Consider the following 25,347-nt stretch of genomic DNA (forward strand, 5'->3'; position numbering starts at 1 on the left):
CATGGGGTTGATAGGCCGGAACTGGAAGCACGGCAACGTGTGAAGGTGACCGGTACTAACCGGCCGAAAACTTACCCACAAAAACACACCCCGCGTCCACTGTGCAGCATCTGAAACAACACACAACACACAACCGTGTGCACAGTTTCACAACGTTACGGCGGCCATAGCGGCAGGGAAACGCCCGGACCCATCCCGAACCCGGAAGCTAAGCCTACCAGCGCCGATGGTACTGCACCCGACAGAGTGTGGGAGAGTAGGACACCGCCGAAACACACCACCGATAGGGGACCCACAACCGGGTCCCCTATCACCATTTCCACCACCGGACACCACCCCACCGATCCGTCGGCCCCAGGAAGGCAATATCGTGCCGGAACCCGACAACGATCCGAAGCCCTTCCGGCGCGGTGCCCCCCAGCCGGGACGCGGGCAGCGGCCCGCCGCTGCAGGTGGTGCCTCCGGACGGGGAGGGTTCGACCGTCGTGCGGATCGGCCGCGCAAGGGATTTCGAGCCGGACGGCGTGATGAATCCGACTCCCGCCGTGGAGACGAGACCGGCGAGCATTCTGCTGCTCCGGGTCGGCGCGGTGCGCGTGCCGACCGCACGTTCCGAGACAGCGACTCGGCCTCGCGCCACCACGGTGGGCGGGGTGGACGCGCAGGTGGGGATCGGGCAGGTGACCGGCGTCCTCCCCGCCCGGACGAACCCGATATACCCGACGATGTCCAGGCCTCCGACCTGGACGCTGCGGTCTGGCGTGATCTCCTCAGCCTGGACCGACGCAATGCGGACACCGTTGCTCGGCATCTGGTGATGGCAGTTCGATTGGTCGAGGACGATCCGGCTCAGGCGCTCGCACATGCCCGTGCCGCCCGCCGGCGGGCCGGGCGGATTGCCGTGGTGCGGGAGACCTCCGGAGTCGTCGCGTATCACGCCGGTGAATGGGCAGAGGCGTTGTCGGAACTGCGAACTGCGCGGCGAATGTCCGGCGGCTCCGGTCTGCTGCCGGTGATGGCCGACTGTGAACGTGGTCTCGGCCGACCCGAACGTGCGATCGAACTCGGGCGCAGCACCGAGGCGCGGGCGCTGCGCGGTGATGACGCGACGGAATTGCGTATCGTCGTCGCGGGCGCGCGCATGGACCTGGGTCAGTACGACCAAGCGATCGTGACCCTGCAGAGCCCGGAGCTCGACCCGTCCCGAAGCGGTTCCGCCGCCGCGCGCCTCTTCTATGCCTATGCCGACGCTCTGGTGGCGGCTGGCCGCACCGACGAGGGCTTGACCTGGTTCCTGAATGCCGCATCGGCGGATCTGGATGGCGAGACGGATGCCGAAGAACGTGCCGCCGAGTTGACCGGGGACTTCGAGGTGTAGCCGATCCCACCGACGTGACCGGCGTACTGGACGACACCGAAGCCGGTCGGGTGACCCAGAGTGAGAGAGTGGTGTGAAGCGACTACGAGATCGCTACCGAGCCCTCCTGTTGGATCTGGATGGCACGCTGTATCGCGGCCACGAGGTGATCACGGGCGCTCCGGAAGCGTTGGTTTGCCGAGAGGCGCTTCAACGGCTGGTGTATGTCACCAACAACGCCAGCCGTGGTCCGGAGGTCGTGGCGCAGCACCTGGCCGAACTCGGCTTTCCGGCCACCACCGACGATGTGGTGACCAGTGCCCAAGCGGCAGCGCGCGTGCTCGCCGAGCGGCTCGACCGGAATGCGCGCGTGTTGGTCGTCGGCACCGACGATCTCGCAGCTGAGGTGGAGGCCGTCGGGTTGGCGCCGATCCGCCGTTTCGATGGCGTCGCGCCGGACGCAGTGGTGCAAGGGCACTCGCCGGACACGGCGTGGTCGGACCTGGCCGAAGCCGCCTATGCCCTGCGTTCGGGCGCGGTGTGGGTGGCGGCGAACACCGACAGGACGCTACCGAACGAGCGCGGCCTCGCGCCCGGCAACGGTGCAATGGTCGCTGCGTTGCGCGCGGCATCCGACCAGGAACCCATCGTGGCCGGCAAACCGTTCGCGCCACTGCTGGAAGACGCGCTACGTCGAGCGAATTCCCGCGATGCGCTGGTGGTCGGTGACCGTCTCGACACCGATATCGAAGGAGCCTCGCGGGTCGGCCTCGACGCATTGCTGGTGCTGACCGGAGTCAGCACCATGGACGAAGTGCGGCGGGCCCCGACCGAGCAGATCCCCACCTACGTATCCGATTCGTTGGCGGCGCTCAATCATCCGCCGTTGGATCCCGGACCCGGCGTCGATCTCGACGAAGCGCTGCGGCGTAACCCGGGGCGAGCAATAGTGGTACGCACGTTCGGTTCGAAAATCGGCTAGCGTTGGCGCTACGATGACTACCCCTATGCCTCATTCGAACGGTCCTCGAAACCCTGCCGGTACACAGGGATCCGCCCCGAAGATCCCGCTGCCCGGCCAGCATCTGACGGTGCAGCCGGCCGACCCGGATCGCATCCGGGGCGACGTGGACGATCTGCTCGCCGAATTGGACGGTGTCGCTGCGGACGAGGGAACCGAAACGGGTGTCGATCTCACCCGCCGAGCGCATATTCTCGAGCAGGCGCACGAAGTGCTCGTGCGGGCACTGGCCACGGTGGACAAGATCTGACGTGGCCAGACGCGCACGGGTGGACGCGGAACTGGTTCGCCGCGGATTGGCGAGATCGCGCGAGCATGCGGTCGAACTGATCGGCGCGGGCCGCGTCCTCATCGCCGGATCCGTCGCAGTGAAAGCCGCGACCGCCGTCGACGCAGGCACACCCCTGGTGGTCCGAGAGGCGGCCGACGAGGTCGCGTGGGCATCGCGCGGAGCACACAAATTGCTGGGGGCGTTGGATCGCTTCGAACCGGATGGACTGTCCATCTCGGGGAAGCGCTGCATGGACGCAGGCGCGTCCACCGGCGGATTCACCGATGTCCTGCTGGCGCGAGCCGCGCGGGAAGTGGTTGCCGTCGATGTCGGCTACGGCCAGTTGCTCTGGCGGCTGCGCACCGACGAGCGTGTGCGCGTGCTCGACCGCACCAATGTGCGCACTGTGACGCCCGAGATGATCGGCGGTCGGGTCGAGGTGGTCGTCGGTGACCTGTCGTTCATCTCGCTGGCTCTGGTGTTGCCAGCGCTGGCCGCGTGCGCAGCCCCCGGCGCGGATCTCTTGCCGATGGTGAAGCCACAGTTCGAGGTCGGCCGAGAGCGAGTAGGCTCCGGAGGAGTGGTGCGCGATCCGGCATTACGGGCCGAAGCAGTGCGTACGGTAGCGGCAGCGGCCGCGGAAGCGGGCCTGCGCACCCTCGGTGCGGTCGCGAGCCCGTTGCCGGGTCCCTCCGGCAATGTCGAATATTTCCTGTGGTTGCGCAACACTGGGCGATTCGACTACGACAGCGAGCGAGTGGCGGCACTGGTCGAGCGTGCGGTCGAGGAGGGTCCACGGTGAACGTGCCGGCTCAGTCCTGTGGTCGAGAGATCCTGCTGGTGTCTCATCCAGGCCGAGCAGAGATCACCGAGACCGCCCATCGGGCCGTGAAGATCTTTGCGAATGCCGGTATCGGTCTCAGAGTGCTCGCGGACGAAGTGGACAGCACCCGATTCGGGGCCGAGCCGGCCGGCTACCCGGTGCGCGTGGTCGAGCACAACGCACAGGCTGCACTCGGGTGCGAAATGGTACTGGTGCTCGGCGGTGACGGGACCTTTCTTCGGGCCGCCGAGATGGCGCGGCCGGCAGCGGTACCCGTGCTCGGGATCAACCTCGGCCGGGTCGGGTTCCTCACCGAGGCCGAGGCCGACCACTTGGACGAGGCGCTGGCCCAGGTGCTGCGTCGCGACTACCGGATCGAGCATCGGATGACGATCGATCTGACGGTGCGTGTCGATGACGAGGTGGTCGAACGTGGTTGGGCATTGAACGAGGCGAGTATCGAAAGCAACTCACGCACCGGTGTGTTGGAAGTGGTGCTGGAGGTCGATGGTCGGCCGGTTTCGGCGTTCGGTTGTGACGGTATCTTGATCGCCACACCGACCGGATCGACGGCGTATGCCTTTTCCGCCGGTGGGCCGGTGTTGTGGCCGCAACTCGAAGCACTGCTGGTGGTGCCGAGCAATGCACATGCCCTGTTCGCGCGGCCCCTGGTGACCGGTCCGGATTCGCGGATCGCGGTCGAAACTGTGGCGACCGGCCACGATGCGATAGTTTTCCTGGACGGCAGACGCATGCTCGCACTGCCCAAGGGTGGCCGCGTGGAAGCGGTGCGCAGTTCCGAACCGGTGTCGTGGGTGCGATTGGATTCCGCGCCGTTCGCCGATCGGTTGGTGCGCAAGTTCCAGTTGCCCGTGACCGGCTGGCGTGGCCGACGGCGAACGGAGAACACACGTGCTGACAGAGATCAGGATTGAAGGCCTCGGTGTCATTTCCACGGCGACCGCACAGTTCCATGCCGGATTGACCTGCCTGACCGGAGAGACGGGCGCGGGCAAGACCATGGTGGTGACCAGCCTGCACCTGCTCAGCGGCGCTCGTGCGGACACCGGACGAATTCGGCTCGGCGCCGCTCGCGCCGTGGTGGAGGGTCGCTTCGCCGTCGATGACGTCAATGTGGCGGCGCGTGCCGAGGTCACACAGGTCGTGGAGGCGGCGGCGGGTGCGCCGGACGATGACGGCAGCATCATTGCGATTCGTACCGTCGGCCGTGACGGCCGGTCGCGGGCGCATCTGGGCGGGCGCAGCGTCCCCGCCTCGGTGTTGGGCGATTTCGCCGCACCGTTGCTGACCGTGCACGGGCAGAACGATCAGCTGCGCTTGCGGCGCCCGGATCAGCAGCTGGCTGCGCTGGACCGCTTCGCTGCCGACGCGGTGGGTGCGCTGCTACGGAAGTACCAGACGCGGCGCCGATCGTGGCTCGCTGCGCGGACGCAGTTGCTCGAACGAAAAGCGCTGAGTCGGGAGTTGGCGCTCGAAGCCGATCGGCTCACCCACTCGTTGCACGAAATCGATGCCGTCGCGCCCGAACCTGGTGAGGATGCGCGCATCATCGACCGGGTTCGCCGACTCAGCGAGCTGGATTCGTTGCGTGCGGCCGCGGAAGCCGCGCACGCCGCCTTGGTCGGATCCGCGGAATCGCCCGAGAACGGGGTCGGTGTATTGGACTTGCTCGGTGGCGCTCGTACCCGGATCGAGGCGGCCGACGACCCCGCATTGCACACCCTCGCGCCGCGCTTGGCCGACGCGCTCGCCGTGGTTGTCGATGTGGCGGCGGAGTTGAGCGGCTATCTGTCGGATCTGCCGTCGGATCCCGCGGAGTTGGACGCGTTGCTCACGCGGCAGGCAGAACTGAAGACACTCACCCGCAAGTATGCGGCGGATGTCGATGGCGTATTGGCGTGGGCTCAGGCGGCCCGTGACCGGCTGGGCTCGGTCGATATCTCGGAGGATGCGCTGGCGGAGTTGGCCGCTGAAGTGGACATCGCCGCCGAACGGGTGCGGGCGGCGGCGACGAAACTGAGTGCGGCCCGCACGGCGGCGGCAGCCAAGTTGGCCACGGCCGTGAGCGCCGAGCTGGGCGGCTTGGCGATGGGCAAGGCTCGCTTCGAGGTCGCGGTGCGACAGCTGGTGCAAGGCGCCCAGGATTCCGCCCCGCTCACCGTCGGTGGACAGCAGGTGCATGCAGGTCCGTTGGGTGTGGACGAGGTCGAGTTCCGGCTGTCGGCACATTCGGGTGCACAGTCGTTGCCGCTGAGCAAGAGCGCTTCCGGAGGCGAGCTGTCGCGGGTGATGTTGGCGCTGGAAGTGGTGCTTGCCAGCTCCGATCACGGAGCGACATTGGTGTTCGACGAGGTCGATGCCGGCGTCGGCGGCCGAGCGGCGGTCGAGATCGGGCGCCGGCTGGCCCGGCTGGCGCGTACGCATCAGGTCATCGTGGTCACCCATTTGCCGCAGGTCGCCGCATTCGCCGATACACATCTCGTCGTCGACAGGTCCGATACCGCAAACAAAGCGGTCGACAGCGACGTGCGAGTACTCACCACGCAGGAGCGCGTCGTCGAACTGGCTCGGATGCTGGCCGGTCTGGACGACACCGAGACCGGTCGCGCACATGCGGAGGAACTGTTGGCTACCGCTCGTGCCGAGCAGTCCGATAGAGCTCGTGCCGAGCAGTCCGACACCGCTCGTGCCGAGCAATCCGACACCCAGCCGGCGGCGCGCTGAGAGCGCCGGTCAGCGCACGGCGTGTTGCGCCCCTTTGATCAGCTGGCCGATCAAGTTCCGCAGGACGAACTGCATGATCGCGGCGGGAACCGGCAGCGTGGGTTCGGCTTCGATGGTGTAGGAGACCTGGGTGGCGTTTCCGGCGTCGGCGAAGGTGATGGTGCCCATATGCCGTTTCACCGGTGCGCCCTTGACGATCGTGTACTCCATCCGCTCACCGGGGACCAATGCGGTGATCTCCTCGGTGATGGCCAGTGGACCTTTGCCGATCCGATGCTGAGCGCCGACGCCTTCCCGTTCGGTCGCGCCCGGCTTGGTCAGTGTGATCGGAACCCGCAGGTAGGGGTTCATGCTTTCGCGGTCGGCGAACAGCCGGTACACGACCTCCCGTGGGGCGGCGACAGTGGCGTTGACGGTGGCGCTGGCCATGGGTCTCCTCTTCGATGTGCTGTGCGGTGAATCATATCCGGCCGCGGCGACCGCCCTGGGTAACTGGGCGTGTGCGTCAGTACATCGCGACGCAGACAGGTGCACCGCCGGCGCCGGGTATTCGGTGACGAATGTCATGGAAGCCACGGCGCGCCTCCACCCCTGGTCGGGAGTTTGCCGCGATGATCGGCGCCATGAAGATGCCGGCGTTGTTGTCGAGGACTGTCGAAACGCTGCCCGGCCTGACGGGAACCGCCCGGGTCGATCGCAACACTCGGCGGCTGCTCGGGCGGATCGGCCCTGGCGATGTCGTGGTCCTCGATGAGATGGACCTCGATCGGATGACCGCCGATCGGCTGGTCGAGGCCCGCGTGGGTGCTGTGGTCAATACGTCGCCGTCCATTTCCGGCCGCTACCCGAATCTGGGACCGGAAGCGCTTGTGGCCAATGGAATTCTGTTGTTGGACACGGTGAGTTCGGATGCGTTCAGCAGGATCAAAGACGGCGTCAAGGTCCGCATCGCCGGGGGTGTGGTGTATGCGGACAAACGAATCAAGAAGGAACCCGACGTTCTGGTCGAAGGCATCGAGCTCACCAGAAGTGCCGTGCACGAGCGCATGATCGAGGCGCGCAACGGGCTGGCCGATCATCTGGAGGCGTTCGCAGGCAACACCATCGAGTTCATCCGCACGGAAAGCGCACTGCTCATCGATGGCTTCGGGGTGCCCGAGCTGGAGCTGGATCTGGATCGCCGGCATGTCGTCGTCGTCGCCGACGGGCCGGATCATGTCGAGGATCTGCAGCGAATCAAACCGTTCATCAAGGAATACACCCCGATTCTGATCGGCGTGGGTCGTGGCGCGGATACCCTGCGCAGGCGGGGCTATCGACCCGACATCATCGTCGGTGACCCGGAAGAGATCACTTCGGCGACCATGAAGTGCGGCGCCGAGGTGATTCTGCCCGCTGATATCGACGGTCACGCCAAAGGGCTCGAGCGTATCCAGGACCTCGGTATCGGCGCGACCACCTTTCCCTCCTCGTGTTCGGCCGCCGATTTGGCGCTGCTGCTGGCCGATCACCACGGCGCGGCTCTGATCGTCACCGTGGGCGCGCCAGCCTCGCTCGACGACTTCTTCGATCGCGGCCGGCGCGACAGCAATCCGGCGACCTTCCTCACTCGACTCGAGGTCGGCACCAAGCTGGTGGATGCGAAGGCCGTGGCCACGTTGTACCGCAACCGCGTATCGGGGATCGCGGTAGCCCTGGTCGTACTCGCCGCACTGGTCGCGGTGGTCGTCGTCCTGGTGGCCTCCGATCGTGGCGGGGATGTCATGGATTGGTCCGTCGAACTGTTCGATCAGCTCGCACGCTGGTCGCGGGAGCAGTTCGGCGCGTAGCGGAATGCGGGGACCACGATGATTTCGCTGCGTCAGCACGCCGTCTCGATTGCCGCGATCTTTCTCGCGCTCGCGATCGGAGTGCTGCTCGGATCACAGACGCTCGCGGCCGACCTGCTCTCGGGCCTGCGGTCGGACAGGACCGATCTGCAGCGGCGCGTCGACCAGCTCACCGAACACAACGACCAGCTCGGCGCGCAGCTCACGGCCGCCGATCGATTCATCGAGCAGACTTCGAGCCGGATTCTCGGCGGTACCCTCAGCGATCGCAGTGTGGTGGTGTTCACCACCGCCGACGCCGACGCCGACGATGTCGCGGCGGTAGCCCACGCGCTCGAGGTATCCGGAGCGACCCTCGCCGGTCGGATCACGCTCACCGACGCATTCAGCGACGCTGCCGAGGGTGACCGCGTACGGACCGCGATCACGAACGTGCTCCCAGCGGGTGCGCGCTTGGCCACCAGCGCCGTCGATCAAGGCAGTCTGGCGGGCGACCTGCTGGGCCAGGTCCTGCTGCTGGACCCGATCAATGGGCGAACTCGCAGCACACCGCAGGAGCTGGGACTGGTCCTGGAGACGCTGCGCGCGGGCGGCTTTCTGGTCGTCGGTGGCCTGGTCGACGGTGACCTCGTCGACGGTGGCCAAACGGTACATCCAGCGCAGTTCGCCGTGGTCGTTACCGGGAACGGCGCCGATGCGGACACCGACGTGGGGGTGGACGCAGATTTCATGGGCTCGACCATCGCCCACTTCACGGGTGCGCTGAGCAGTCACGGCTCCGGCGTGGTGCTCGCAGGCCGCCCTGGCGCCGCACAGGGTTCCGGCCCGATCGCCGTCGTCCGGGCCGACGATGCCCTCGCCGCCCGGATCGCCATCGTCGACAATGTGGAACGAGACATCGGCCGGGTCCGGACCGTTCTGGCGCTCGGCGAATGAGCTGCCGCTCGCTGGCAACGGTGCCCGGCATGCGAGTAGGCGAATGGATTCGTGTTACCGTGAAGACCCGTGGGTCAAACACGGATTCAGACGCGAACGGCCACGAAGCACATTTTCGTCAGCGGCGGCGTCGCCTCCTCATTGGGTAAGGGTCTTACTGCCTCCAGCCTCGGACAGCTGCTCACTGCGCGTGGGCTGCGGGTGACGATGCAGAAACTCGACCCGTATCTGAACGTCGATCCCGGGACCATGAACCCCTTCCAGCACGGCGAGGTGTTCGTGACCGAGGACGGCGCGGAGACCGACCTGGACGTCGGTCACTACGAGCGGTTTCTCGACCGGGACTTGTCGCGCGATGCGAACGTGACGACCGGGCAGGTCTACTCGTCGGTCATCGCCAAGGAACGTCGGGGCGAATATCTCGGTGACACCGTGCAGGTGATTCCGCACATCACCGACGAGATCAAGAGCCGGATCCTCGCGATGCGCGGCGCCGATCTGCAGGGGCAGACTCCTGACGTGGTGATCACCGAGATCGGTGGCACGGTCGGCGACATCGAGTCCCAGCCGTTCCTCGAGGCTGCCCGACAGATTCGCCACGATGTCGGCCGTGACAATGTGTTCTTCCTGCATGTGTCGTTGGTGCCGTATCTCGCCCCCTCTGGTGAGTTGAAGACCAAACCGACCCAGCATTCCGTGGCGGCGTTGCGCAATATCGGCATCCAGCCCGACGCGCTGATCCTGCGGTGCGACCGGGAAGTCCCGCAGCCGCTGAAGGGCAAGATCGCCCTGATGTGCGATGTCGAGGTCGACGCGTGCATTTCCACTCCGGACGCGCCGTCCATCTACGACATTCCCAAGGTTCTACACAGCGAAGGCCTGGACGCCTATGTGGTGCGCCGACTCGGCCTGCCGTTCCGGGACGTCGATTGGACCGTGTGGGGAGACCTGCTCGACCGGGTGCACTCGCCGCGCGAGACCGTCGAGGTCGCGTTGGTCGGCAAGTACGTCGACCTGCCCGATGCCTACCTCTCGGTCACCGAGGCGTTGCGTGCGGGCGGATTCGCCTCGCGCGCCAAGGTGCGTGTGCGGTGGGTTCCCTCCGATGAATGCGAAACGACCGCGGGCGCTCAGCAGGCCTTGCGCGACGTCGACGCGGTGCTGGTTCCCGGTGGTTTCGGTATCCGCGGCATCGAAGGGAAGGTCGGTGCAGTGCACTACGCACGCACGCGGGGGATTCCGCTGCTCGGCCTGTGCCTGGGATTGCAATGCGTGGTGATCGAGGCCGCGCGTTCGGTGGGCCTGGTCGAGGCCAACTCCACCGAATTCGAGCCCACCACGCCGCATCCCGTCATCTCGACGATGGTCGACCAGGAGCAAGCCGTGGCCGGTGAGGCCGATCTCGGCGGCACCATGCGCCTGGGTGCCTATCCGGCGAGGCTGGCGAACGATTCGGTGGTGGCCCGGGCCTACGGCAGCGCGTTCGTCTCCGAGCGGCATCGACACCGGTACGAGGTGAACAACGCCTACCGAGACAAGATCGCCGAGAGTGGTTTGACCTTCAGCGGTACCTCACCGGACGGCAATCTGGTCGAGTTCGTCGAGTTGCCCGCCGATGTACATCCCTTCTTCGTCGCCACCCAAGCGCACCCAGAGCTGAAGAGCCGCCCCACCCGCCCGCATCCGCTGTTCGCAGCACTGATATCGGCGGCGTTGCGGGGAAAAGCGTCCGAACGACTCCCGGTCGACATCCCGGGGGACGAATTCGCAGGTGCGGCCGAACAGGTGTATTGACATGACCGACGCGGACGTGACCGAGCCGGGCAGGCACGAGTTCACCGTCGAATCCAGTGAGACCGTCTACAGCGGAGCCATTGTGGCGCTGCGCCTCGACCAGGTGTCGATGCCCGGCGGCCGAGTGGTCGAGCGTGAGGTGATCGAGCACCACGGGGCCGTCGCCGTCGCCGCGATCGATGACGAGGACAATGTGGTGTTGGTCGACCAATACCGTCATCCCATCGGTAAACGGCTACTCGAATTGCCCGCGGGCCTGCTCGATCTGCCCGACGAAGACCCGCTTCTGGCCGCCCAGCGTGAGCTGGCCGAGGAAACCGGCCTCGCCGCGCGCGAGTGGGCGGTGTTGGTGGATGTGGTGTTGTCGCCCGGGTTCACCGACGAGGCGCTGCGGGTCTATCTGGCGCGTGGCCTGACCGAGGTCCACCGGCCCGAACCGGAGCATGAGGAGGCCGACCTCGAAGTGATTCGGATGCCGGTCGACGAGGCTGTTCGGGCTGCGCTGAGCGGGCGGATCGTCAATGCCACCGCGGTAGCGGGTGTGCTCGCGGTGGCGGCCGCCCGGTCGGGCGGAGTCGAGCTGCGCCTTGCGCAGGCCGCATGGTCGCAGCAGCCATTCGCTCTGTTGCGTCGCCAGCAGGCCCGGCGGACCGAGGGCCGCCGCTAGGTGCTCGCCCGCGAACTCGACGCCTACCTCGACCACATTGCGGTCGAGCGCGGGGTCGCGATCAATACCCTCGCTGCCTATCGGCGTGATCTCGGCCGCTACCTCGACTTCGCGATGGCGCGTGGGATCGGTTCGCTCGACGAGGTCGCCGAATCCGATGTGGTGGATTTCGTCATGGCGCTGCGTTCGGGAGACGACGGGCATCCGTCGTTGGGAGCGAGTTCGGTGGCCCGCGCCCTGATCGCGGTGCGTGGCTGGCATCGTTTCGCCGCCGCGGAGGGGCAGGTCACAGCCGATGTTGCGCACGCGGTCAAGCCGCCGGCGCCGGGTCGCCGATTGCCCAAAGCTCTGCCCTATGACCAGGTAGTGAAGTTGCTGGAGGCTGCGGGCGCCGACTCGGCTGCCGGTGCGGATGGGCCCTCGCGTGCGCTGCGCGATCGGGCGCTGTTGGAGTTGTTGTATTCCACAGGCGCCCGCATCTCGGAGATGGTGGCGCTGGATGTCGATGATCTCGATACTGCGCAACGGTCGGTGGTGCTGTGTGGAAAGGGTGGCCAGCAGCGGGTCGTACCGATAGGCCGGCCGGCCCTCGCCGCAGTGGACGCCTACCTCGTGCGGGGGCGACCGCTGCTTGCCGCCCGCACGGCGGGCGACACCGCGGCGCTGTTCGTGAACGTTCGCGGCACGCGGTTGTCCCGGCAGAGTGCATGGCAGATTCTGCGCACCGCCGCTGCTCGGGCGGGCATCGGCGCCGCAGTGTCGCCGCACACACTGCGGCACTGTTTCGCGACCCATTTGCTCGATGGTGGCGCCGATATTCGCGTGGTCCAAGAATTGCTCGGTCACTCGTCGGTGACCACGACACAGATCTATACGCTGGTCACGATCACCACGATGCGTGAAGTTTGGGCCGGTGCCCATCCTCGAGCGCTGTGATCCGTGCCAGGCTGCGACGGTGGTGGCGCAGGGGATTGTGCTCGGCGCCGATCCACGGGTGGCGAACACGCCGCGCGGCGGCGCGCCGCTCCAGCGCCGTCAGGCGGTAGCGTCTATCCAGAGTTGGACCGCATGACAGCGAGGTCGGACGCGGATCGACCTCGCTACGCTCGGCGAGGCAACGGGTAGGAACATATAAGGAGCGGATCGTGACGACAGCCGGCGCGGCAGAGCCACCGACGGGTGCTGGGGCACAGCCGCAGACGAGCCGGTACTCGGACACCCCGGCGGAAACACTGTGGGGCAATGTAGAGCCGGTACCGGAGGACGCGACGCTCGGCCCGACCGGGCGGCCGTTGCGGTTGGTGCCCGACCCGCCGCCGTTGCAGCGGCACGGCGATGCCTTGGTCATTGCCATGTGCAACCAGAAGGGTGGGGTCGGCAAGACCACCTCCACGATCAATCTGGGCGCCGCGCTGGCCGAATACGGGCGGCGGGTGCTGCTGGTCGATCTGGATCCGCAGGGTGCGTTGTCGGCGGGTCTCGGTGTGGCGCATCACGACCTCGAGCTGACCGTGCACAACCTGCTCATCGGCTCCAAGGTCGTCGTCGACGACGTGCTGCTCCAGACCCGCATCGAGAATCTGGACCTGTTACCGAGCAACATCGACCTGTCGGCGGCGGAGATCCAGCTCGTCAACGAAGTGGGTCGAGAGCAGAGCCTCGGTCGCGCGCTCGAGCCGTTGCGCAGCCAGTACGACTACATCCTCATCGACTGCCAGCCTTCGCTGGGCTTGCTCACCGTCAACGCCTTGGCCTGCTCCGACGGTGTGATCATTCCGATGGAGTGCGAGTACTTCTCGTTGCGTGGACTCGCACTGCTCAACGACACCTTGGACAAGGTGCGCGACCGGCTCAACCCCAGGTTGCGACTGTACGGAATAGTGGTCACCATGTTCGATGCTCGGCTGTTGCACTCCCGCCAGGTCATGGCGCGAGTGGTCGAGGTGTTCGGTGACCTGGTCTACGACACCGCGATCGCACGCACTGTCCGATTCCCGGACGCCAGCGTCGCGGGTGAACCCATTACGACCTGGGCGCCGAAGTCCGGCGGTGCCGAGGCGTATCGATCGATGGCACGGGAAGTCATCCACCGGTCGAACCTGTGAGCGGTAGCGACGACCAGTCGTCTGCGGCCAGCGACCCGACCGACCACGGGCCTTTCCCAACGAATGCGATCTCCGTGCCGGACGATCGGGCGTGCGCGGCCGACTCGGCCGAAGTCACCGATGTTCGAGGCGAGCATGCTCGCCTCCCCGCGCCGCCCACACTCGGTGACGCAGCAGCTGCGTACGTTGCCGCGGGCCGTACGGCGCCGGCACGCCGGTCGGGCGGCGCGCACGCCCAGGACCCGGCTCGGGCACGTCGACGCGCGACCACCACTCGCAGGGGTCGCGCGGGTGCGGTGGAGGACCCATCGCCCCGCCCGTCCGCGCAGCGTGCCGCGACGACTGCTGGGGATACCAACCGACCAGCTGGTCCCCCGCACACCGTCGAGGCCGCAGCGAGCGCTTTGCCATCAGAACACGCGCGGGCAGCCGAGCAGGAACCGACCGGATTCCGACTGCGCCTGAGCAATTTCGAGGGGCCGTTCGACCTGCTGCTCACCTTGATCAGTTCACGCAAATTGGATGTCACCGAGGTGGCCTTGGCCAAGGTCACCGATGAGTTCATCGCGTACACGAAGGCGCTGACCGCGACCCTGCCGACCCGGCCGGACACCGTGCGTGCGGACAGAATCCTCGACCAGAGCACCGAATTCCTGGTCGTCGCTGCCACCTTGCTCGACCTGAAGGCCGCGCGGCTGTTGCCGTCCGGGGAGATGACCGACGCCGAGGACCTCGAACTGCTCGAGGCGCGTGACCTGCTGTTCGCGCGATTGCTGCAGTACCGCGCGTTCAAGCAAGTCGCCGAGCTGCTCGGCGAGTTGGAGGCCGCCGCGCTACGACGCTATCCGCGTGCGGTCGGATTGGAGCAGCGCTACGTCGAGCTGCTGCCCGAGGTTACGCTGGGTGTCGAGGCGGCCGAGTTCGCCGAGATCGCGGCGGCAGCCTTCCGACCTCGCCCGACCCCGCAGGTGGGTCTCGACCACTTGCATGTCCCGGCGATTTCGGTGGCCGAGCAGGCAGCGCTGATATTGGACCGGCTCGAACAGCGCGGTGCCGGTGAGTGGGTCTGTTTCGCCGATCTGGTCGCGGACTGCGAGGTTCCGATCCAGATCGTCGCGCGGTTCCTCGCTTTGCTCGAGCTGTATCGCGGCAAAGCGGTCGAGTTCGAGCAACCGGACCCACTCGGTCCGCTGTTGGTCAGCTGGATCGGTGACGAGACTGCCGACCGGACGGGCACGATGACGATCGAGGAGGACTACGGGTGAGCCAGCACAGCGCCGTGCACAGAGGCCGATCAGGACAGAGCCGATCAGGACAGCGCCGATCAGGACAGAGCCGACACGCGATGAGCTCGGGTCCGAATACGCCGAGCTCCGAGGTGTCGTCATGAGCGAGGCGGTGGTGGACCTGGTCTCGCCGCCGCTCGAGGATGCGGAATTCCGTTCCGCGTTGGAGGCCATGCTGCTCGTCGTCGACACCCCGGCGCCGGCCGACCACCTCGCCGCCGCACTCGGCGATACGACCGCGCGGGTGGAACGTGCGCTGCATGCGATGTCGGCCGAACTCTCCGCCCGCTCCAGCGGCATCGAGCTTCGGTTCGTCGGTGATGGCTGGCGTTTCTATACTCGCACCGAGTACGCGCCGTACGTAGAGCGCATGCTGCTCGATGGTTCGCGATCGAAACTGACGCGGGCGGCGTTGGAAACTCTGGCGGTCGTGGCCTACCGTCAGCCGGTGACCAGAACCAGAGTCGGCGCGGTCCGCGGTGTCAATGTCGACGGGGTCATGCGCACTCTGCTCGCCCGAGGATTGATCGCCGAGGCAGGCGTCGATCGGGAGACCAACGCGACGTTGTACCGTACAACCGAACTCTTCCTGGAACGGATCGGACTCGCCTCGTTGAGCGATCTGCCGCCGCTGGCGCCCCTGCTGCCGGGTGTCGACCTGATCGACGAGATCAGCGAGAGTCTGGAGACGGACCCTCGGTACACCAGGATGAAGAAGACCACCGAGAGCCACCTGGACCTCGGTGCCGACGTATGACAGGAAACGATGAGTACGCCCGCTCGCCGAGATGGCACACCGGATCGTAGGAAACCCGCCCGAGGCGGAAGCGTGGACCGCGCGGTTCGCGCGCGCGCGGCGCAGTCGGCCGAACGCGGGAACACGTCGCGGGGCGTGCGAATCGGTAAGAAGTCTCCCGGTGCACAGAAGGCCACGCCGCCGCGGCAGGTTGCCCAACCTCCGGTGGTGAGCAATGCGAAACCCGCACGACGGCAGAATGTGGCATCCGCCGAGTCCGGAAACCATCCCAAACTCCCGTGGGGCGAGGGTGAACGCCTGCAGAAGGTCCTCGCTCGAGCAGGGGTCGCTTCGCGCCGGGCTGCGGAGGAATTGATCGCGCAGGGGCGCGTCGAGGTCGACGGCCTGGTGGTGCGTGGCCAGGGCCTGCGAATCGACCCTCGGCACGCGGTGGTACGGGTCGATGGCACTCGCGTCGTGGTGCGCGAGGAGTTGGTGCACCTCGCGCTGAACAAACCCAAGGGATGGCAGTCCACCATGTCCGACGATCTCGGCCGTCCGTGTGTCGGCGACATCGTGGCCGAGCGGGTCGCTGCCGGTCAGCGTTTGTTTCATGTGGGACGACTCGACGCGGACACCGAGGGTCTGCTGTTGCTCACCAACGACGGAGAGGTCGCCCACCGGCTCACGCATCCGTCCTACGAGGTCGCCAAGACCTATCTGGCGACGGTACGCGGAGTGGTCGACCGCGCGGTCGGCAAACGCTTGCGAGAAGGCGTCGAGTTGGACGATGGTCCGGCCGTGGTCGATCGCTTCCAAGTGCTCGAACTGGGGGAGGGGCGTTCGTTGGTGAAGATCGTGCTGCACGAGGGCCGCAAACACATCGTGCGTCGCCTGCTGAGCGCGGTAGGGCATCCGGTGGTTCGGCTGGTACGAACCGACATCGGTCCGGTCGCGCTGGGCAATCAGCGGCCCGGCACGCTGCGTGTGCTCGGCCGCGACGAAGTCGGCAAACTCTACGAGGCGGTGTCGTTGTGAGCGGTGTGGGGATCTCGGTGCCGGCGGCTGACCGGCTGACCGGTTCGAGTTCGCTGGTCGTGGCCATGGACGGACCGTCGGGCACCGGGAAGTCGAGCGTATCTCGACGTCTGGCCACGCGGTTGGGCGCGCGGTATCTCGATACCGGTGCGATGTATCGAGCTGCGACGCTGCGAGTGCTGCGCGCGGGTGTCGGGCTCACCGATATCGCGGCCATTGCTGCCGCGGTCAAAGAGCTGCCCTTGGTCATCGGCACCGAACCCAGTCGCGAGTTGATCGAACTCGATGGTGAGAACGTCGCCTCGGAGATCCGGGGCGACGCCGTCACCAAGGCGGTGTCCGCGGTCTCGGCGGTTCCGGAAGTCCGGGAACTGCTGGTCGCTATGCAGCGGGCCATTGCCATGGGTGCGCGCCGGATCGTGGTGGAGGGCCGCGACATCGGCACTGTGGTGCTACCGGCGGCGGACGTCAAGATCTATCTGACCGCGTCGCCGCAAGCGCGTGCATACCGGCGAAATCAGCAGAACATCGCCGAGGGGCGAGGCGACGACTACGCGGGCGTGCTCGCAGATGTCCAGCGGCGCGACTCCTTGGATTCCACGCGCACGGTGTCACCGCTGCGTCCTGCCGAGGATGCGACGCTGGTGGACACCAGCGAACTGGGCATGGACGAGGTCATCGACGCGCTGTACGGTGTCGTCGCGCAACAGGCCTCGGCCTCTTCGGCGGGGGGCGGCCGGTGAGCGGGGACGTGCTGGCCGGTGACGGGATCTCCGACGACCAGGTTTGGAGCGACGGGGTCTGGCGTGACGAGGCGGACTGGGAGGTCGCCGAGCACGGCGGCGCAGACGACGATCGCGCGCCCGTGCCGATGCCGACGGTTGCGGTTGTCGGCCGGCCGAATGTCGGCAAGTCGACCCTGGTGAACAGGATCCTGGGTCGCCGAGAGGCGGTCGTCGAGGACATCCCTGGTGTTACCCGTGATCGAGTGTCCTACGAGGCCCAGTGGGCGGGACGCCGATTCCTGGTCCAGGACACCGGCGGCTGGGAGCCGGATGCAAAGGGGTTGCAGCGAGCGGTGGCCGGGCAGGCGGAACTGGCGATGCATACCGCCGATGCGATCGTGCTCGTGGTCGACGCCGTGGTCGGAGCCACCGCTACCGACGAGGCCGCAGCGAAACGACTGCGTCGTTCCACGGTCCCCGTCATTCTGGTCGCCAACAAAGTCGACGACCAACGTGTCGAAGCCGAGGCGGCCGCGCTGTGGTCGCTGGGTCTGGGCGAACCGCGTATGGTCAGTGCTGCGCACGGTCGTGGAACCGGTGATCTGCTCGACGACGTGCTGGAAACGCTTCCCCAGACGCCGCGCGAGGGATCCGGTGGCCAGGGCCCGCGCCGCGTCGCTCTGGTGGGCAAACCCAACGTCGGTAAGTCGAGCCTGCTCAACAAGCTGTCCAGTGACGAACGGTCGGTGGTGCACGATGTCGCGGGCACCACGGTCGACCCGGTCGATTCTCTGGTCGAAGTGGGTGGCAAGGTCTGGAAATTCGTCGATACCGCCGGGCTGCGTCGCAAGGTCGCCCATGCCAGTGGCACCGAGTTCTACGCGTCGTTGCGCACGAAGTCCGCACTGGAGGCCTCGGAAGTGGCAATCATGCTGATCGACGCAGCCCAGCCGATCACCGAACAAGATCTCCGGGTGATCAGCATGGTCGCCGACTCCGGGCGTGCGCTGGTGTTGGCGTTCAACAAGTGGGATCTGGTCGACGAAGACCGCCGCGTGCAGTTGACTCGTGAGATCGACCGGGACCTCGTTCGGGTGCCGTGGGCGCAGCGAGTGAATATTTCCGCACACACCGGGCGCGCGGTGCAGAAACTGGTTCCGGCCATGGAGACCGCACTCGCCTCCTGGGACAAGCGCATCCCGACCGGCCGGCTGAACACGTGGCTGAAGGAGGTGGTCGCCGCTACTCCACCACCGATGCGGGGTGGCAGGTTGCCTCGTGTCCTGTTCGCCACGCAGGCGACCACGCGGCCACCGACCTTCGTTCTGTTCACCACCGGGTTCTTGGAGGCAGGCTACCGCCGATTCCTGGAGCGCAGGTTGCGCGAGGAGTTCGGCTTCGCCGGCTCGCCGGTCCGCATCTCGGTGCGGGTGCGAGAGAAGCGCGACCGCACGAGGTAGTCGGCCTTCTGGGAGGGCGGCATGGCGCCGCTCGGCCACAATTCGCCCTCCGCCCGCGCGCAGTCAGCAAATTCCTGGCATTATCCGGTAATGGTGATTCCCAGCGTGTTGCCGGAATGCCCTGCGCGGGTCACACCGTTCGAGACCGGATGGTTGGTGCGCCTCGCCGACACCGACGGCGACCAACGTCTGCGACTCGATGGCGTTGCCCGCTACCTCCAAGACGTCGGCTACGACCACCTCGAAGTTCTCGACGACGGTGATATCCACCGAGTGTGGGTGGTCCGCAGGACGGTGATCGACGTGCTGAAACCCATCCAGTTCGGAGAGCGGGTCGTCTTGCGACGCTGGCCGTCGGCGATGTCCACCCGATGGTGCACGATGCGCGTGCAGGTTTTCGGGAGCGGCGGTGGTTTGGTGGACACCGAGGGCTTCTTGATCCACTTCGACACCGAATCCGGCGTCCCGACCCGGATGAGCGACCGCTTCATGGAGCCGATGATGGCGTGCACCACCGAACACCGGATCCGCTGGAAAGCGGCACTGACCGATCCGATGCCGGTCGACCCCGATCCCGATGTGCGGACGAGGTCGTTCCCGCTGCGGGTAACGGATATCGACCTGCTCGATCACGTGAACAACGCGGTCTATCTGACCGCGCTCGAGGAGGTGCTCAGCGAGCACGCCGAATTGAAGTCCGGTCCGCATCGGGTCGTGATCGAGTACGGCAAGCCGGTGCGGTCCTGCGAGGATGTCTCATTGGTTGCCCGGCGCACCGATTCGAGCCTCGATGTCTGGTTTGCCGTCGCGGCGGATTCGCGTGCAGTCGCCCGGGTCACCGCGCGGTGACCCGCCGTCTCGCGACCGTGGCGCGTGGGTCGTCCTCGCCGAGTCGTCCGCGGCAGGTGCAGTGCAATCGAGGGGACCGTCAGTAGACCGCTTCTTCCAGATCGCCCAGTGCCCGCTCGAGGTGGTCGAGCACGGTGGCGACATTCGGCACGGTCCGGCGACAGGCGACGATGCCGATGTCGAGGCTCTCGGCGTTGCTGGTCATGGTGATGTTCATGGCTTGGCCGTCGAGTGGGATCGACAGCGGGTAGCTGGCGTCGAGTCGCGCCCCGTTCCAGAACTGCGGCTCCCGCGGTCCGGGAATCGTGGAGATGACGATATTGAACGGTGGGCTGGTCAGCGCAACGGTGGCAGGCACGAGCAGTGACAGGGCCAGTGGGCTCAGTGTCAGTGCCGACAACGACACCGCCTGCGCGGGAGAAAGCGCACGAACGACGTCCTTGCTGCGGCGCATCGAGGAACTGATCGCGGCCAGCCGTGCACTCGGGTCGGCCAGATCGGTCGCCAGAGTGCACAACAGCGCCGCGGTGGAATTGCCGCCCCCCTCGCCATCGTCGGAGTCCGAACGCAAGGACACCGGCACCATCGCGATGAGCGGTTTGTCCGGTAGCGCGCTGCGGGCGATCAGGTAGGAACGCAGTGCGCCCGCCGTCATGGCCAGCACCACGTCGTTGAATGTGGCGCCGGTCGTCTTCTTGATCTGGCGGATACGTTCCACTGGCCAGGAGCGTGCTGCGCACCGGCGCGCTCCGCCGATCGGAACATTGAACACGGTGCGGGGCGCGGCGAAGGGCAAGGTCAGCTGCTGCTCCAGCAGGACAGTACGGGCCAGGCGCAGGGTCGCCGGCGCAGAACCCGCCGCCGCGAATATCATGCGCGCGGCAGCCGGTAAACTGCGCGGCCGGCCAGGAACGATCGTGCGCGCCCCGCGGGGCGGCAGGTGCCAGGGAACCAGCGCCGGCGCGCCGGATTCCGGGTCGTTGGTGAGCATGCGCTGCAGCAGTCGCTGCGCGGCGACGCCATCGATCAGAGCGTGGTGAATTTTCGCGTACAAGCCGACACGATCGCCGGCCAGACCCTCGATCAGGTGCGCTTCCCACAGTGGCCGATGGCGGTCCAGAAGTGCGCCGTGTAGTCCGGAAGCGCGGTCCACCAGCGCGTCCAGCCCGCCGCATTCGGGGAGCGCATGCCGTTGAATGTGATAGTCGAGTTCGATGGAACTGTCGACCGTCCACGCCAGCTGCGGGGTACCGAACAGCCGCGCTGGACGTTTGCGGAAGGTGGGGTGGAAGTGCTGGTCGGAGGTCAGCGTCGCATGGGCGCGCCGGGCGAACTCGGCGCCGGCGCCGTCGACGGGGTCGAAGACTTGTAGCAGGCCGACGTGCATCGGGTGTTCGCGTGATTCCGCGATCAAGAACAATGCGTCCGCCGGCGCGATGAAGTCCATGGGCAGTTCCCTTCAGCGCTCGCGCTGCGCCTTCCGGTGGCGCTGCGCGTCGCCTCGATGTGGTTCGTACCGGGGAATGTCGGCGACGCAGGCGGGGACACCCACAGACGCAGTGGGGGAAACTGCGCCGGTCGACCAACAATCCACCAACCGAGAATTCGACGCCGAATGCCGGCTGGTTCGCCTCCGGGTGGCGGATTGTCCTCGAAGGGTCTCAGCACAGGCGGCTGACCGGCCAATCGTGTGGCAACCCGAGCTGTTGGCCGATCATGATGATCGCGGTGTGTAGCGCCTGGATCTCGTCCAGCCCGGTGGCTACCGAGGAGCCGCGCTCGCTGATGTGGAATCGACACAGGTGGCTGCGGTGGTCTGTTGCCAGATAGGGCCTGCCGATGATGATCGACAGCGAACTGTCGTCGCTGCGCAGCGTGCGCGCTGCGATGAGAGCCTGAGGCTCGAGTTCGGCTGTTCCGGCGGCCCGCGACGGTCGGCTGGCCGCGACGGGGAATCGGGCATCGGTCGGATCGACCACCTCGAACCGCGCGCCCTGGTCGTTGGCTTCGCGCAACACGGCGGCGATTTCTTGAAACGCGTGGTACAACGCGGCGATGGAATCGGCGCCGTGGGCCCAACCTTCGCCGACACCCTCGATACGGAACCCACAGACCACCCCGGTCGCACCGGGCGCCATCTGCGGTTTACCGACCTCGATCGACACCTGTCGCGTCGCGTCGGCAACGGTGCGGGTGGCGATCACCTCTCTGATCCGCAGCCATTTCGTGCCCGTGATCGCACCGCTGTGCTCGGGCTCGCGCACTGCCGGCGTGGTCGAGTCGTCAGTGACCGGCCCCGGTATCGCTGTCATAGCCACCGGGGTACCCAACTCCCGGGCCGCTCTACCCTGCGGCCGAGAGTGACCTGGGCCGCAAACTGCAGCGGACGATCATCACACTGTGATCGACGACACGCCGAATGCGTAATGAGGCTACTAGGAGGCAAACTCGCTTCGTGTTTGGCAGGCTGTCGCCCAGATGCGCTGCCGGGCAAGCAACGATGAGGAGGGGCGGAGCAAATGGTGACGATTGCGCAGTTGCGAGCGGTTCTATCGATTCTGCGGATCGATCCGAGCACGGTCGACATGTGGGCGAACGACCGAGTTCTGCACGGGCCGAACGTGGACCGGGTCCTATTGGCTGGTTTGCTGCATCGAGTAGCCAGCAGTGAACTACGGCAGGCCGTCACGTCGACGATGAACGACGAGCAGGCCGCTCGTGTCGCTGCGGTGAGCCTCCGGAAGGTCGATGGAGTCGATCCGATGGAGCAAGTACGTTTCGACGCGCGATGGTTGCACGACCAGATCGGTGCGTTGGCCGCGGGCCGCACCGTCGACCCGGTGCCCGCGTTGCTGGATGCTGCCGCTCGCGCCGCAGAGGCAGCCGAAGCGCTCCTGGTGCTGACCCGAAACCCGCGTGGCAACGACGCGGACACCCGATGGGTACAGGCGCTCGACGACCTGGGGCGTGCCTATCACCGAATCAATGACGAGCGGGTCGGTCACTCGAATTCGACGACCGCGCCGTTGTAGCGGCTGCGTGGCGTGTCCGGTGGATGTGTGCGGGGCGCGTCCGCTGTCGTTGGTCGATACCCCGGGTGTCGACCACTCGGTGACCATCGGCTGCTGCGCTCGAACGGCGCACAGGGTGCTGTAGGCGGGATGAATCGCGTCACCTCGGCGGCGGCGATGCGTCCGACGGTGGCATTGTGGAGATAGTTGGACATGTGATCGAAAAGTCTCGAGGAACGGATCCGTGCGAATGTGGACAGGGTGAGTAGTCTCGAATCGCAGACGAGAATCGCCGCCGTGACGACTTGTCGGTCCGAGGACGGATCGGGTCGCGCGGCAGCGCAGTAGTACGAGGAGTGGGTTGTCGCCGATGCCCGACCCGGCACCCAGAGCGTCAGTACGGCGTCACGAGATCGAACTGTCGTGGATGCGTTCGAAACTCAGTGGCGTGCCGCCCGAGTTCAGCGGGGGCGACGTTCCCGTGGCCGAATTCGACCCGAACAGTCGGCTCTACGATGCGGCGGCGAGTGTGCTCGACCGGATGGGCGACGAGCTGGCCGGCTCGTCGTTCAGCGTGGTGCTCGCCGATCGAGACTGCCGTCTGGTGTACCGGTGGTTCGATGACCCACGATTCGAATCCACGTTGGACGAGCTGGGCATTCGGGATGGCGCCGACCTGGCCGAGGGAACGGTCGGAACCAATGCGGTGGGCACGACGTTCGAGACCCGTAAGGGGATCATAATCCACGGCGCCGAACACTACATCGAGCCGTTCAAGACGTTCACCTGCTACGGACACCCGATTCGGCATCCGGTGACGCGACGCCTGGAGGGGGTGCTCGATATCACCGGTTCGTCCGATGTATCGAATCCGCTGCTGGCGCCGTTCCTCGCGCGGGCCGCGCAGGACATTCAACAGCGATTGCTCGACCAGGCAAAGACCTCCGAGCGAGTTCTGCTCGCCGCCTTCCAGTCCGTCGCACGACAGCGTCGTGCGATCGCCGCCGTCGGCGAGGACATCGTGTTGACCAACCGGACCGCGTTGGACCTGCTCGGTCCAGCCGACTACGCCGTGATGCGCATGCTGACCGAGGATCTGGACCGGGGCACGCGCAGCATCGACCTGACGCTCGACTCCGGGATCGCGGTGCGAGTGCACTTGACGCGTATCGCGGGAGCCGATGGCGGCACGCTGTTCCACTTCGACCCGATCGCCATGCCGTCGGCTCGTCCAGTACTGCCCTCCCGGCCGCACGAGGTCGAGACCACCTCATCGGCCGGGCCGGTCATGGTGGCCGGGGCACGCGGTACCGGACGGAGCGCCGAAGTACGCAGGCTCGCGCGCCCGAACACCGTGGAGTTCCGCAACTGTGCCGATGTTGCGGTCGAGGGGGAGAGCGCGTGGGGCAAGCGCCTCCGTGAGCGGCTCGAGCGACCCGGCGGGGCCGTTTGCGTGGAGCATATCGACCTCCTGCCGGCCGCGCTGATCGATGTGCTCGCCGAAGCGATTTCCAATGGCGGGGGTCCTCGGCTGTACCTCACCTCGCTGCCCTTGTCGGAATTGGACGGCGCGCACGCCGCATTGGCCGCGGTCTGCCTGCGCCGGGTAGAACTCCCGCCGCTGCGTGAGCGTGGACCCGAGCTGGCCACGATTGCGCAGCGGATGGTGCGAGAGTTGGATCCCACTGCCGGGATACGGTTGCTCCCGAGCGTGATCGAAGTCTTGGCCGCCCAACCGTGGCCCGGCAATCTGCACGAGCTGAAGGCTGTTGTGTCCTATGTCCTTCAGCGTCGGCGCGTGGGCGACGTGACCGTTGGCGACCTGCCCGCCGCCTATCGGCTGGTGTCGCGGGTGCGGCGCTTGTCGGGCCGTGAACGCGCCGAACGCGATGCCATCATCGAGGCCCTGCGCCGCCACGACGGCAACAAACTTCAGGCCGCTCGTGATCTCGGAATCAGCCGCACCACGCTGTACGCACGGTTGAAGGCGTTGCGCATCACCGATGGCGGGTTGTCCATTTCTTGAACACTTTGTGGTCACCGCCGGCACCTACCGTTGGCGTGGTCCATAGTAGGTACACGCGCACAGCGCGAGGTTCAGGAGGCATGACGATGACTGCGACAGCAGGAGTCCGGCTGCGATCCGAGGCGCGCACATTTCCCGGCGCCGTCATGACGCCGCGCCGCGCCAGCGATTGCACCGACATGCAGCCGGATCGCCGGTTCGCCTCTGTCGACACGGGGGGTCGATTTCGCCCGTCCGAGGAAATTGGATGACCAATACCCCTGGTGTCGAGAGTGTTTCGGATCATGGAGCGATCGGCTCCGCGTCCAATGGAGCCGATTGCTCCGCGTCTGACGGAGCAATCGGCTCCGTTTCGCCTCCGTCCCCGCGGACACCGCCATGTAGTCGGCGTCCGTCGAGACCTCGGAGCGTGTTCATGACCGCCGGTCCAGCGCGGCGAATCCGGCGAATCCGCATAGAGTCCGGCGCACTGAAAATGGGCTACCGGGCCTCGGCGGAACAAGCCGCGCATGTCGCCGAGGCGCTGGCCAATGGCCATGGGATGGCGGATCTCGTGGTCACGATCGATGACGATGTCGACGAGAACCTGCCGCCGTTACCGTGCGGAACATTGTGGGACTAGCCGGGCGGTACTCGCCGGCGTGTGCGCCGACCCCGCCGAGGATCGG

At 66.6% G+C, this 25,347-nt stretch carries 24 protein-coding genes and 1 rRNA gene; 22 read left to right on the plus strand and 3 right to left on the minus strand.

Going from position 1 to position 25,347, the window contains the following annotated elements; all coding sequences use genetic code 11:
• Positions 1-156: 156 nt before the first annotated feature.
• The 7 genes from rrf to recN all read left to right on the plus strand — a co-directional run bounded on the left by rrf (position 157) and on the right by recN (position 6,217).
• Positions 157-273 (plus strand): 5S ribosomal RNA (gene rrf / locus K940_RS0125945).
• Positions 274-370: 97 nt separating this feature from the next.
• Complete coding sequence (locus K940_RS32125) at positions 371-1,378, plus strand: hypothetical protein (RefSeq protein WP_081706703.1); 1,008 nt, start codon at positions 371-373, stop codon at positions 1,376-1,378.
• 73 nt (positions 1,379-1,451) lie between these two features.
• Entirely contained in the window at positions 1,452-2,339 is an 888-nt protein-coding gene (locus K940_RS0125960; protein WP_028479852.1) for an HAD-IIA family hydrolase, read from the plus strand.
• Between the two features lie 25 nt (positions 2,340-2,364).
• Positions 2,365-2,628, plus strand: coding sequence for a hypothetical protein (locus tag K940_RS0125965; RefSeq protein WP_051407565.1), 264 nt, complete (start codon positions 2,365-2,367; stop codon positions 2,626-2,628).
• A 1-nt stretch (position 2,629) separates the two neighbouring features.
• Positions 2,630-3,451: a TlyA family RNA methyltransferase gene (locus K940_RS0125970; protein ID WP_028479854.1), complete on the plus strand. Its 822-nt coding sequence runs from the start codon at positions 2,630-2,632 to the stop codon at positions 3,449-3,451.
• Positions 3,448-4,407, plus strand: a complete 960-nt coding sequence (locus tag K940_RS0125975) for an NAD kinase (protein ID WP_028479915.1) — start codon at positions 3,448-3,450, stop codon at positions 4,405-4,407. Before K940_RS0125970 ends, K940_RS0125975 begins: the two co-directional genes overlap by 4 nt.
• Positions 4,385-6,217 carry a DNA repair protein RecN gene (gene recN / locus K940_RS30530; protein WP_051407566.1) on the plus strand — a complete coding sequence of 611 codons (1,833 nt, stop codon included), beginning with the start codon at positions 4,385-4,387 and terminating at the stop codon, positions 6,215-6,217. Before K940_RS0125975 ends, recN begins: the two co-directional genes overlap by 23 nt.
• 9 nt (positions 6,218-6,226) lie before the next feature.
• Here recN and K940_RS0125985 read toward each other — a convergent pair whose 3' ends face one another.
• The gene (locus tag K940_RS0125985; protein ID WP_028479855.1) at positions 6,227-6,646 is read right to left on the minus strand and encodes an SRPBCC family protein; all 420 of its coding nucleotides are present in this window, start codon (positions 6,644-6,646) and stop codon (positions 6,227-6,229) included.
• Between the two features lie 194 nt (positions 6,647-6,840).
• Here K940_RS0125985 and steA point away from each other — a divergent pair, with 194 nt between their 5' ends.
• The 12 genes from steA (at position 6,841) to K940_RS0126045 (ending at position 19,642) form a co-directional block, all read left to right on the plus strand.
• A complete protein-coding gene (steA, locus tag K940_RS0125990; RefSeq protein ID WP_028479856.1) occupies positions 6,841-8,046 on the plus strand; it encodes a putative cytokinetic ring protein SteA in 1,206 nt (401 codons plus the stop codon).
• An 18-nt stretch (positions 8,047-8,064) separates the two neighbouring features.
• Complete coding sequence (locus K940_RS30535; protein WP_036530489.1) at positions 8,065-8,982, plus strand: copper transporter; 918 nt, start codon at positions 8,065-8,067, stop codon at positions 8,980-8,982.
• A gap of 69 nt (positions 8,983-9,051) precedes the next feature.
• Positions 9,052-10,776, plus strand: coding sequence for a CTP synthase (locus K940_RS0126000; RefSeq protein ID WP_028479857.1), 1,725 nt, complete (start codon positions 9,052-9,054; stop codon positions 10,774-10,776).
• A 16-nt stretch (positions 10,777-10,792) separates the two neighbouring features.
• A complete protein-coding gene (locus tag K940_RS0126005) occupies positions 10,793-11,443 on the plus strand; it encodes an NUDIX hydrolase (RefSeq protein WP_028479858.1) in 651 nt (216 codons plus the stop codon).
• Positions 11,444-12,379: a site-specific tyrosine recombinase XerD gene (locus tag K940_RS0126010; protein WP_028479859.1), complete on the plus strand. Its 936-nt coding sequence runs from the start codon at positions 11,444-11,446 to the stop codon at positions 12,377-12,379. It begins immediately after the preceding gene.
• Positions 12,380-12,588: 209 nt separating this feature from the next.
• Positions 12,589-13,548, plus strand: a complete 960-nt coding sequence (locus tag K940_RS0126015; RefSeq protein WP_028479860.1) for a ParA family protein — start codon at positions 12,589-12,591, stop codon at positions 13,546-13,548.
• Between the two features lie 404 nt (positions 13,549-13,952).
• Entirely contained in the window at positions 13,953-14,813 is an 861-nt protein-coding gene (locus K940_RS0126020; protein WP_028479861.1) for a ScpA family protein, read from the plus strand.
• 121 nt (positions 14,814-14,934) lie between these two features.
• Positions 14,935-15,591 (plus strand): SMC-Scp complex subunit ScpB, encoded by a 657-nt coding sequence (scpB, locus tag K940_RS0126025; RefSeq protein WP_028479862.1) that lies wholly within the window; start codon positions 14,935-14,937, stop codon positions 15,589-15,591.
• Positions 15,592-15,600: 9 nt separating this feature from the next.
• The gene (locus tag K940_RS0126030; RefSeq protein WP_081706704.1) at positions 15,601-16,608 is read left to right on the plus strand and encodes a pseudouridine synthase; all 1,008 of its coding nucleotides are present in this window, start codon (positions 15,601-15,603) and stop codon (positions 16,606-16,608) included.
• Between the two features lie 65 nt (positions 16,609-16,673).
• Positions 16,674-17,351: a (d)CMP kinase gene (cmk, locus tag K940_RS0126035; RefSeq protein ID WP_081706715.1), complete on the plus strand. Its 678-nt coding sequence runs from the start codon at positions 16,674-16,676 to the stop codon at positions 17,349-17,351.
• Positions 17,348-18,793, plus strand: coding sequence for a ribosome biogenesis GTPase Der (der, locus tag K940_RS0126040; protein WP_369797543.1), 1,446 nt, complete (start codon positions 17,348-17,350; stop codon positions 18,791-18,793). The genes cmk and der overlap by 4 nt, the downstream gene beginning before the upstream one ends.
• A gap of 90 nt (positions 18,794-18,883) precedes the next feature.
• Complete coding sequence (locus K940_RS0126045) at positions 18,884-19,642, plus strand: acyl-[acyl-carrier-protein] thioesterase (RefSeq protein WP_028479866.1); 759 nt, start codon at positions 18,884-18,886, stop codon at positions 19,640-19,642.
• Between the two features lie 79 nt (positions 19,643-19,721).
• Here K940_RS0126045 and K940_RS0126050 read toward each other — a convergent pair whose 3' ends face one another.
• Both K940_RS0126050 and K940_RS0126055 read right to left on the minus strand, forming a co-directional pair.
• Complete coding sequence (locus tag K940_RS0126050) at positions 19,722-21,089, minus strand: wax ester/triacylglycerol synthase family O-acyltransferase (protein WP_028479867.1); 1,368 nt, start codon at positions 21,087-21,089, stop codon at positions 19,722-19,724.
• A 214-nt stretch (positions 21,090-21,303) separates the two neighbouring features.
• Positions 21,304-21,954, minus strand: coding sequence for a hypothetical protein (locus K940_RS0126055; protein ID WP_028479868.1), 651 nt, complete (start codon positions 21,952-21,954; stop codon positions 21,304-21,306).
• 207 nt (positions 21,955-22,161) lie between these two features.
• On the opposite strand from K940_RS0126055, the gene K940_RS0126060 reads away from it, so the two are divergent.
• The 3 genes from K940_RS0126060 (at position 22,162) to K940_RS0126075 (ending at position 25,301) form a co-directional block, all read left to right on the plus strand.
• Positions 22,162-22,674: a hypothetical protein gene (locus K940_RS0126060; RefSeq protein WP_028479869.1), complete on the plus strand. Its 513-nt coding sequence runs from the start codon at positions 22,162-22,164 to the stop codon at positions 22,672-22,674.
• Positions 22,675-23,080: 406 nt separating this feature from the next.
• The gene (locus tag K940_RS0126070; RefSeq protein ID WP_196812383.1) at positions 23,081-24,679 is read left to right on the plus strand and encodes a sigma-54-dependent Fis family transcriptional regulator; all 1,599 of its coding nucleotides are present in this window, start codon (positions 23,081-23,083) and stop codon (positions 24,677-24,679) included.
• A 415-nt stretch (positions 24,680-25,094) separates the two neighbouring features.
• Positions 25,095-25,301, plus strand: coding sequence for a hypothetical protein (locus tag K940_RS0126075; protein WP_028479872.1), 207 nt, complete (start codon positions 25,095-25,097; stop codon positions 25,299-25,301).
• The last annotated feature ends 46 nt before the right edge of the window (positions 25,302-25,347 follow it).

The organism is Nocardia sp. CNY236 (assembly GCF_000482385.1).
In the GTDB taxonomy this organism is placed as follows: domain Bacteria; phylum Actinomycetota; class Actinomycetes; order Mycobacteriales; family Mycobacteriaceae; genus Nocardia.

Excerpts from the sequence above, each read along its gene's own strand:
- K940_RS0126075 (WP_028479872.1), top strand. The coding sequence starts at position 25,095 with ATGACCGCCGGTCCAGCGCGGCGAATCCGGCGAATCCGCATAGAGTCC.
- K940_RS0126055 (WP_028479868.1), bottom strand. The coding sequence starts at position 21,954 with ATGACAGCGATACCGGGGCCGGTCACTGACGACTCGACCACGCCGGCA.
- K940_RS0125985 (WP_028479855.1), bottom strand. The coding sequence starts at position 6,646 with ATGGCCAGCGCCACCGTCAACGCCACTGTCGCCGCCCCACGGGAGGTC.
- K940_RS0125965 (WP_051407565.1), top strand. The coding sequence starts at position 2,365 with ATGCCTCATTCGAACGGTCCTCGAAACCCTGCCGGTACACAGGGATCC.
- K940_RS0126070 (WP_196812383.1), top strand. The coding sequence starts at position 23,081 with ATGCGTTCGAAACTCAGTGGCGTGCCGCCCGAGTTCAGCGGGGGCGAC.
- K940_RS0126030 (WP_081706704.1), top strand. The coding sequence starts at position 15,601 with ATGAGTACGCCCGCTCGCCGAGATGGCACACCGGATCGTAGGAAACCC.
- K940_RS0126045 (WP_028479866.1), top strand. The coding sequence starts at position 18,884 with ATGGTGATTCCCAGCGTGTTGCCGGAATGCCCTGCGCGGGTCACACCG.
- K940_RS30535 (WP_036530489.1), top strand. The coding sequence starts at position 8,065 with ATGATTTCGCTGCGTCAGCACGCCGTCTCGATTGCCGCGATCTTTCTC.
- K940_RS0126060 (WP_028479869.1), top strand. The coding sequence starts at position 22,162 with ATGGTGACGATTGCGCAGTTGCGAGCGGTTCTATCGATTCTGCGGATC.
- cmk (WP_081706715.1), top strand. The coding sequence starts at position 16,674 with ATGGACGGACCGTCGGGCACCGGGAAGTCGAGCGTATCTCGACGTCTG.
- scpB (WP_028479862.1), top strand. The coding sequence starts at position 14,935 with ATGAGCGAGGCGGTGGTGGACCTGGTCTCGCCGCCGCTCGAGGATGCG.
- steA (WP_028479856.1), top strand. The coding sequence starts at position 6,841 with ATGAAGATGCCGGCGTTGTTGTCGAGGACTGTCGAAACGCTGCCCGGC.
- K940_RS0126050 (WP_028479867.1), bottom strand. The coding sequence starts at position 21,089 with ATGGACTTCATCGCGCCGGCGGACGCATTGTTCTTGATCGCGGAATCA.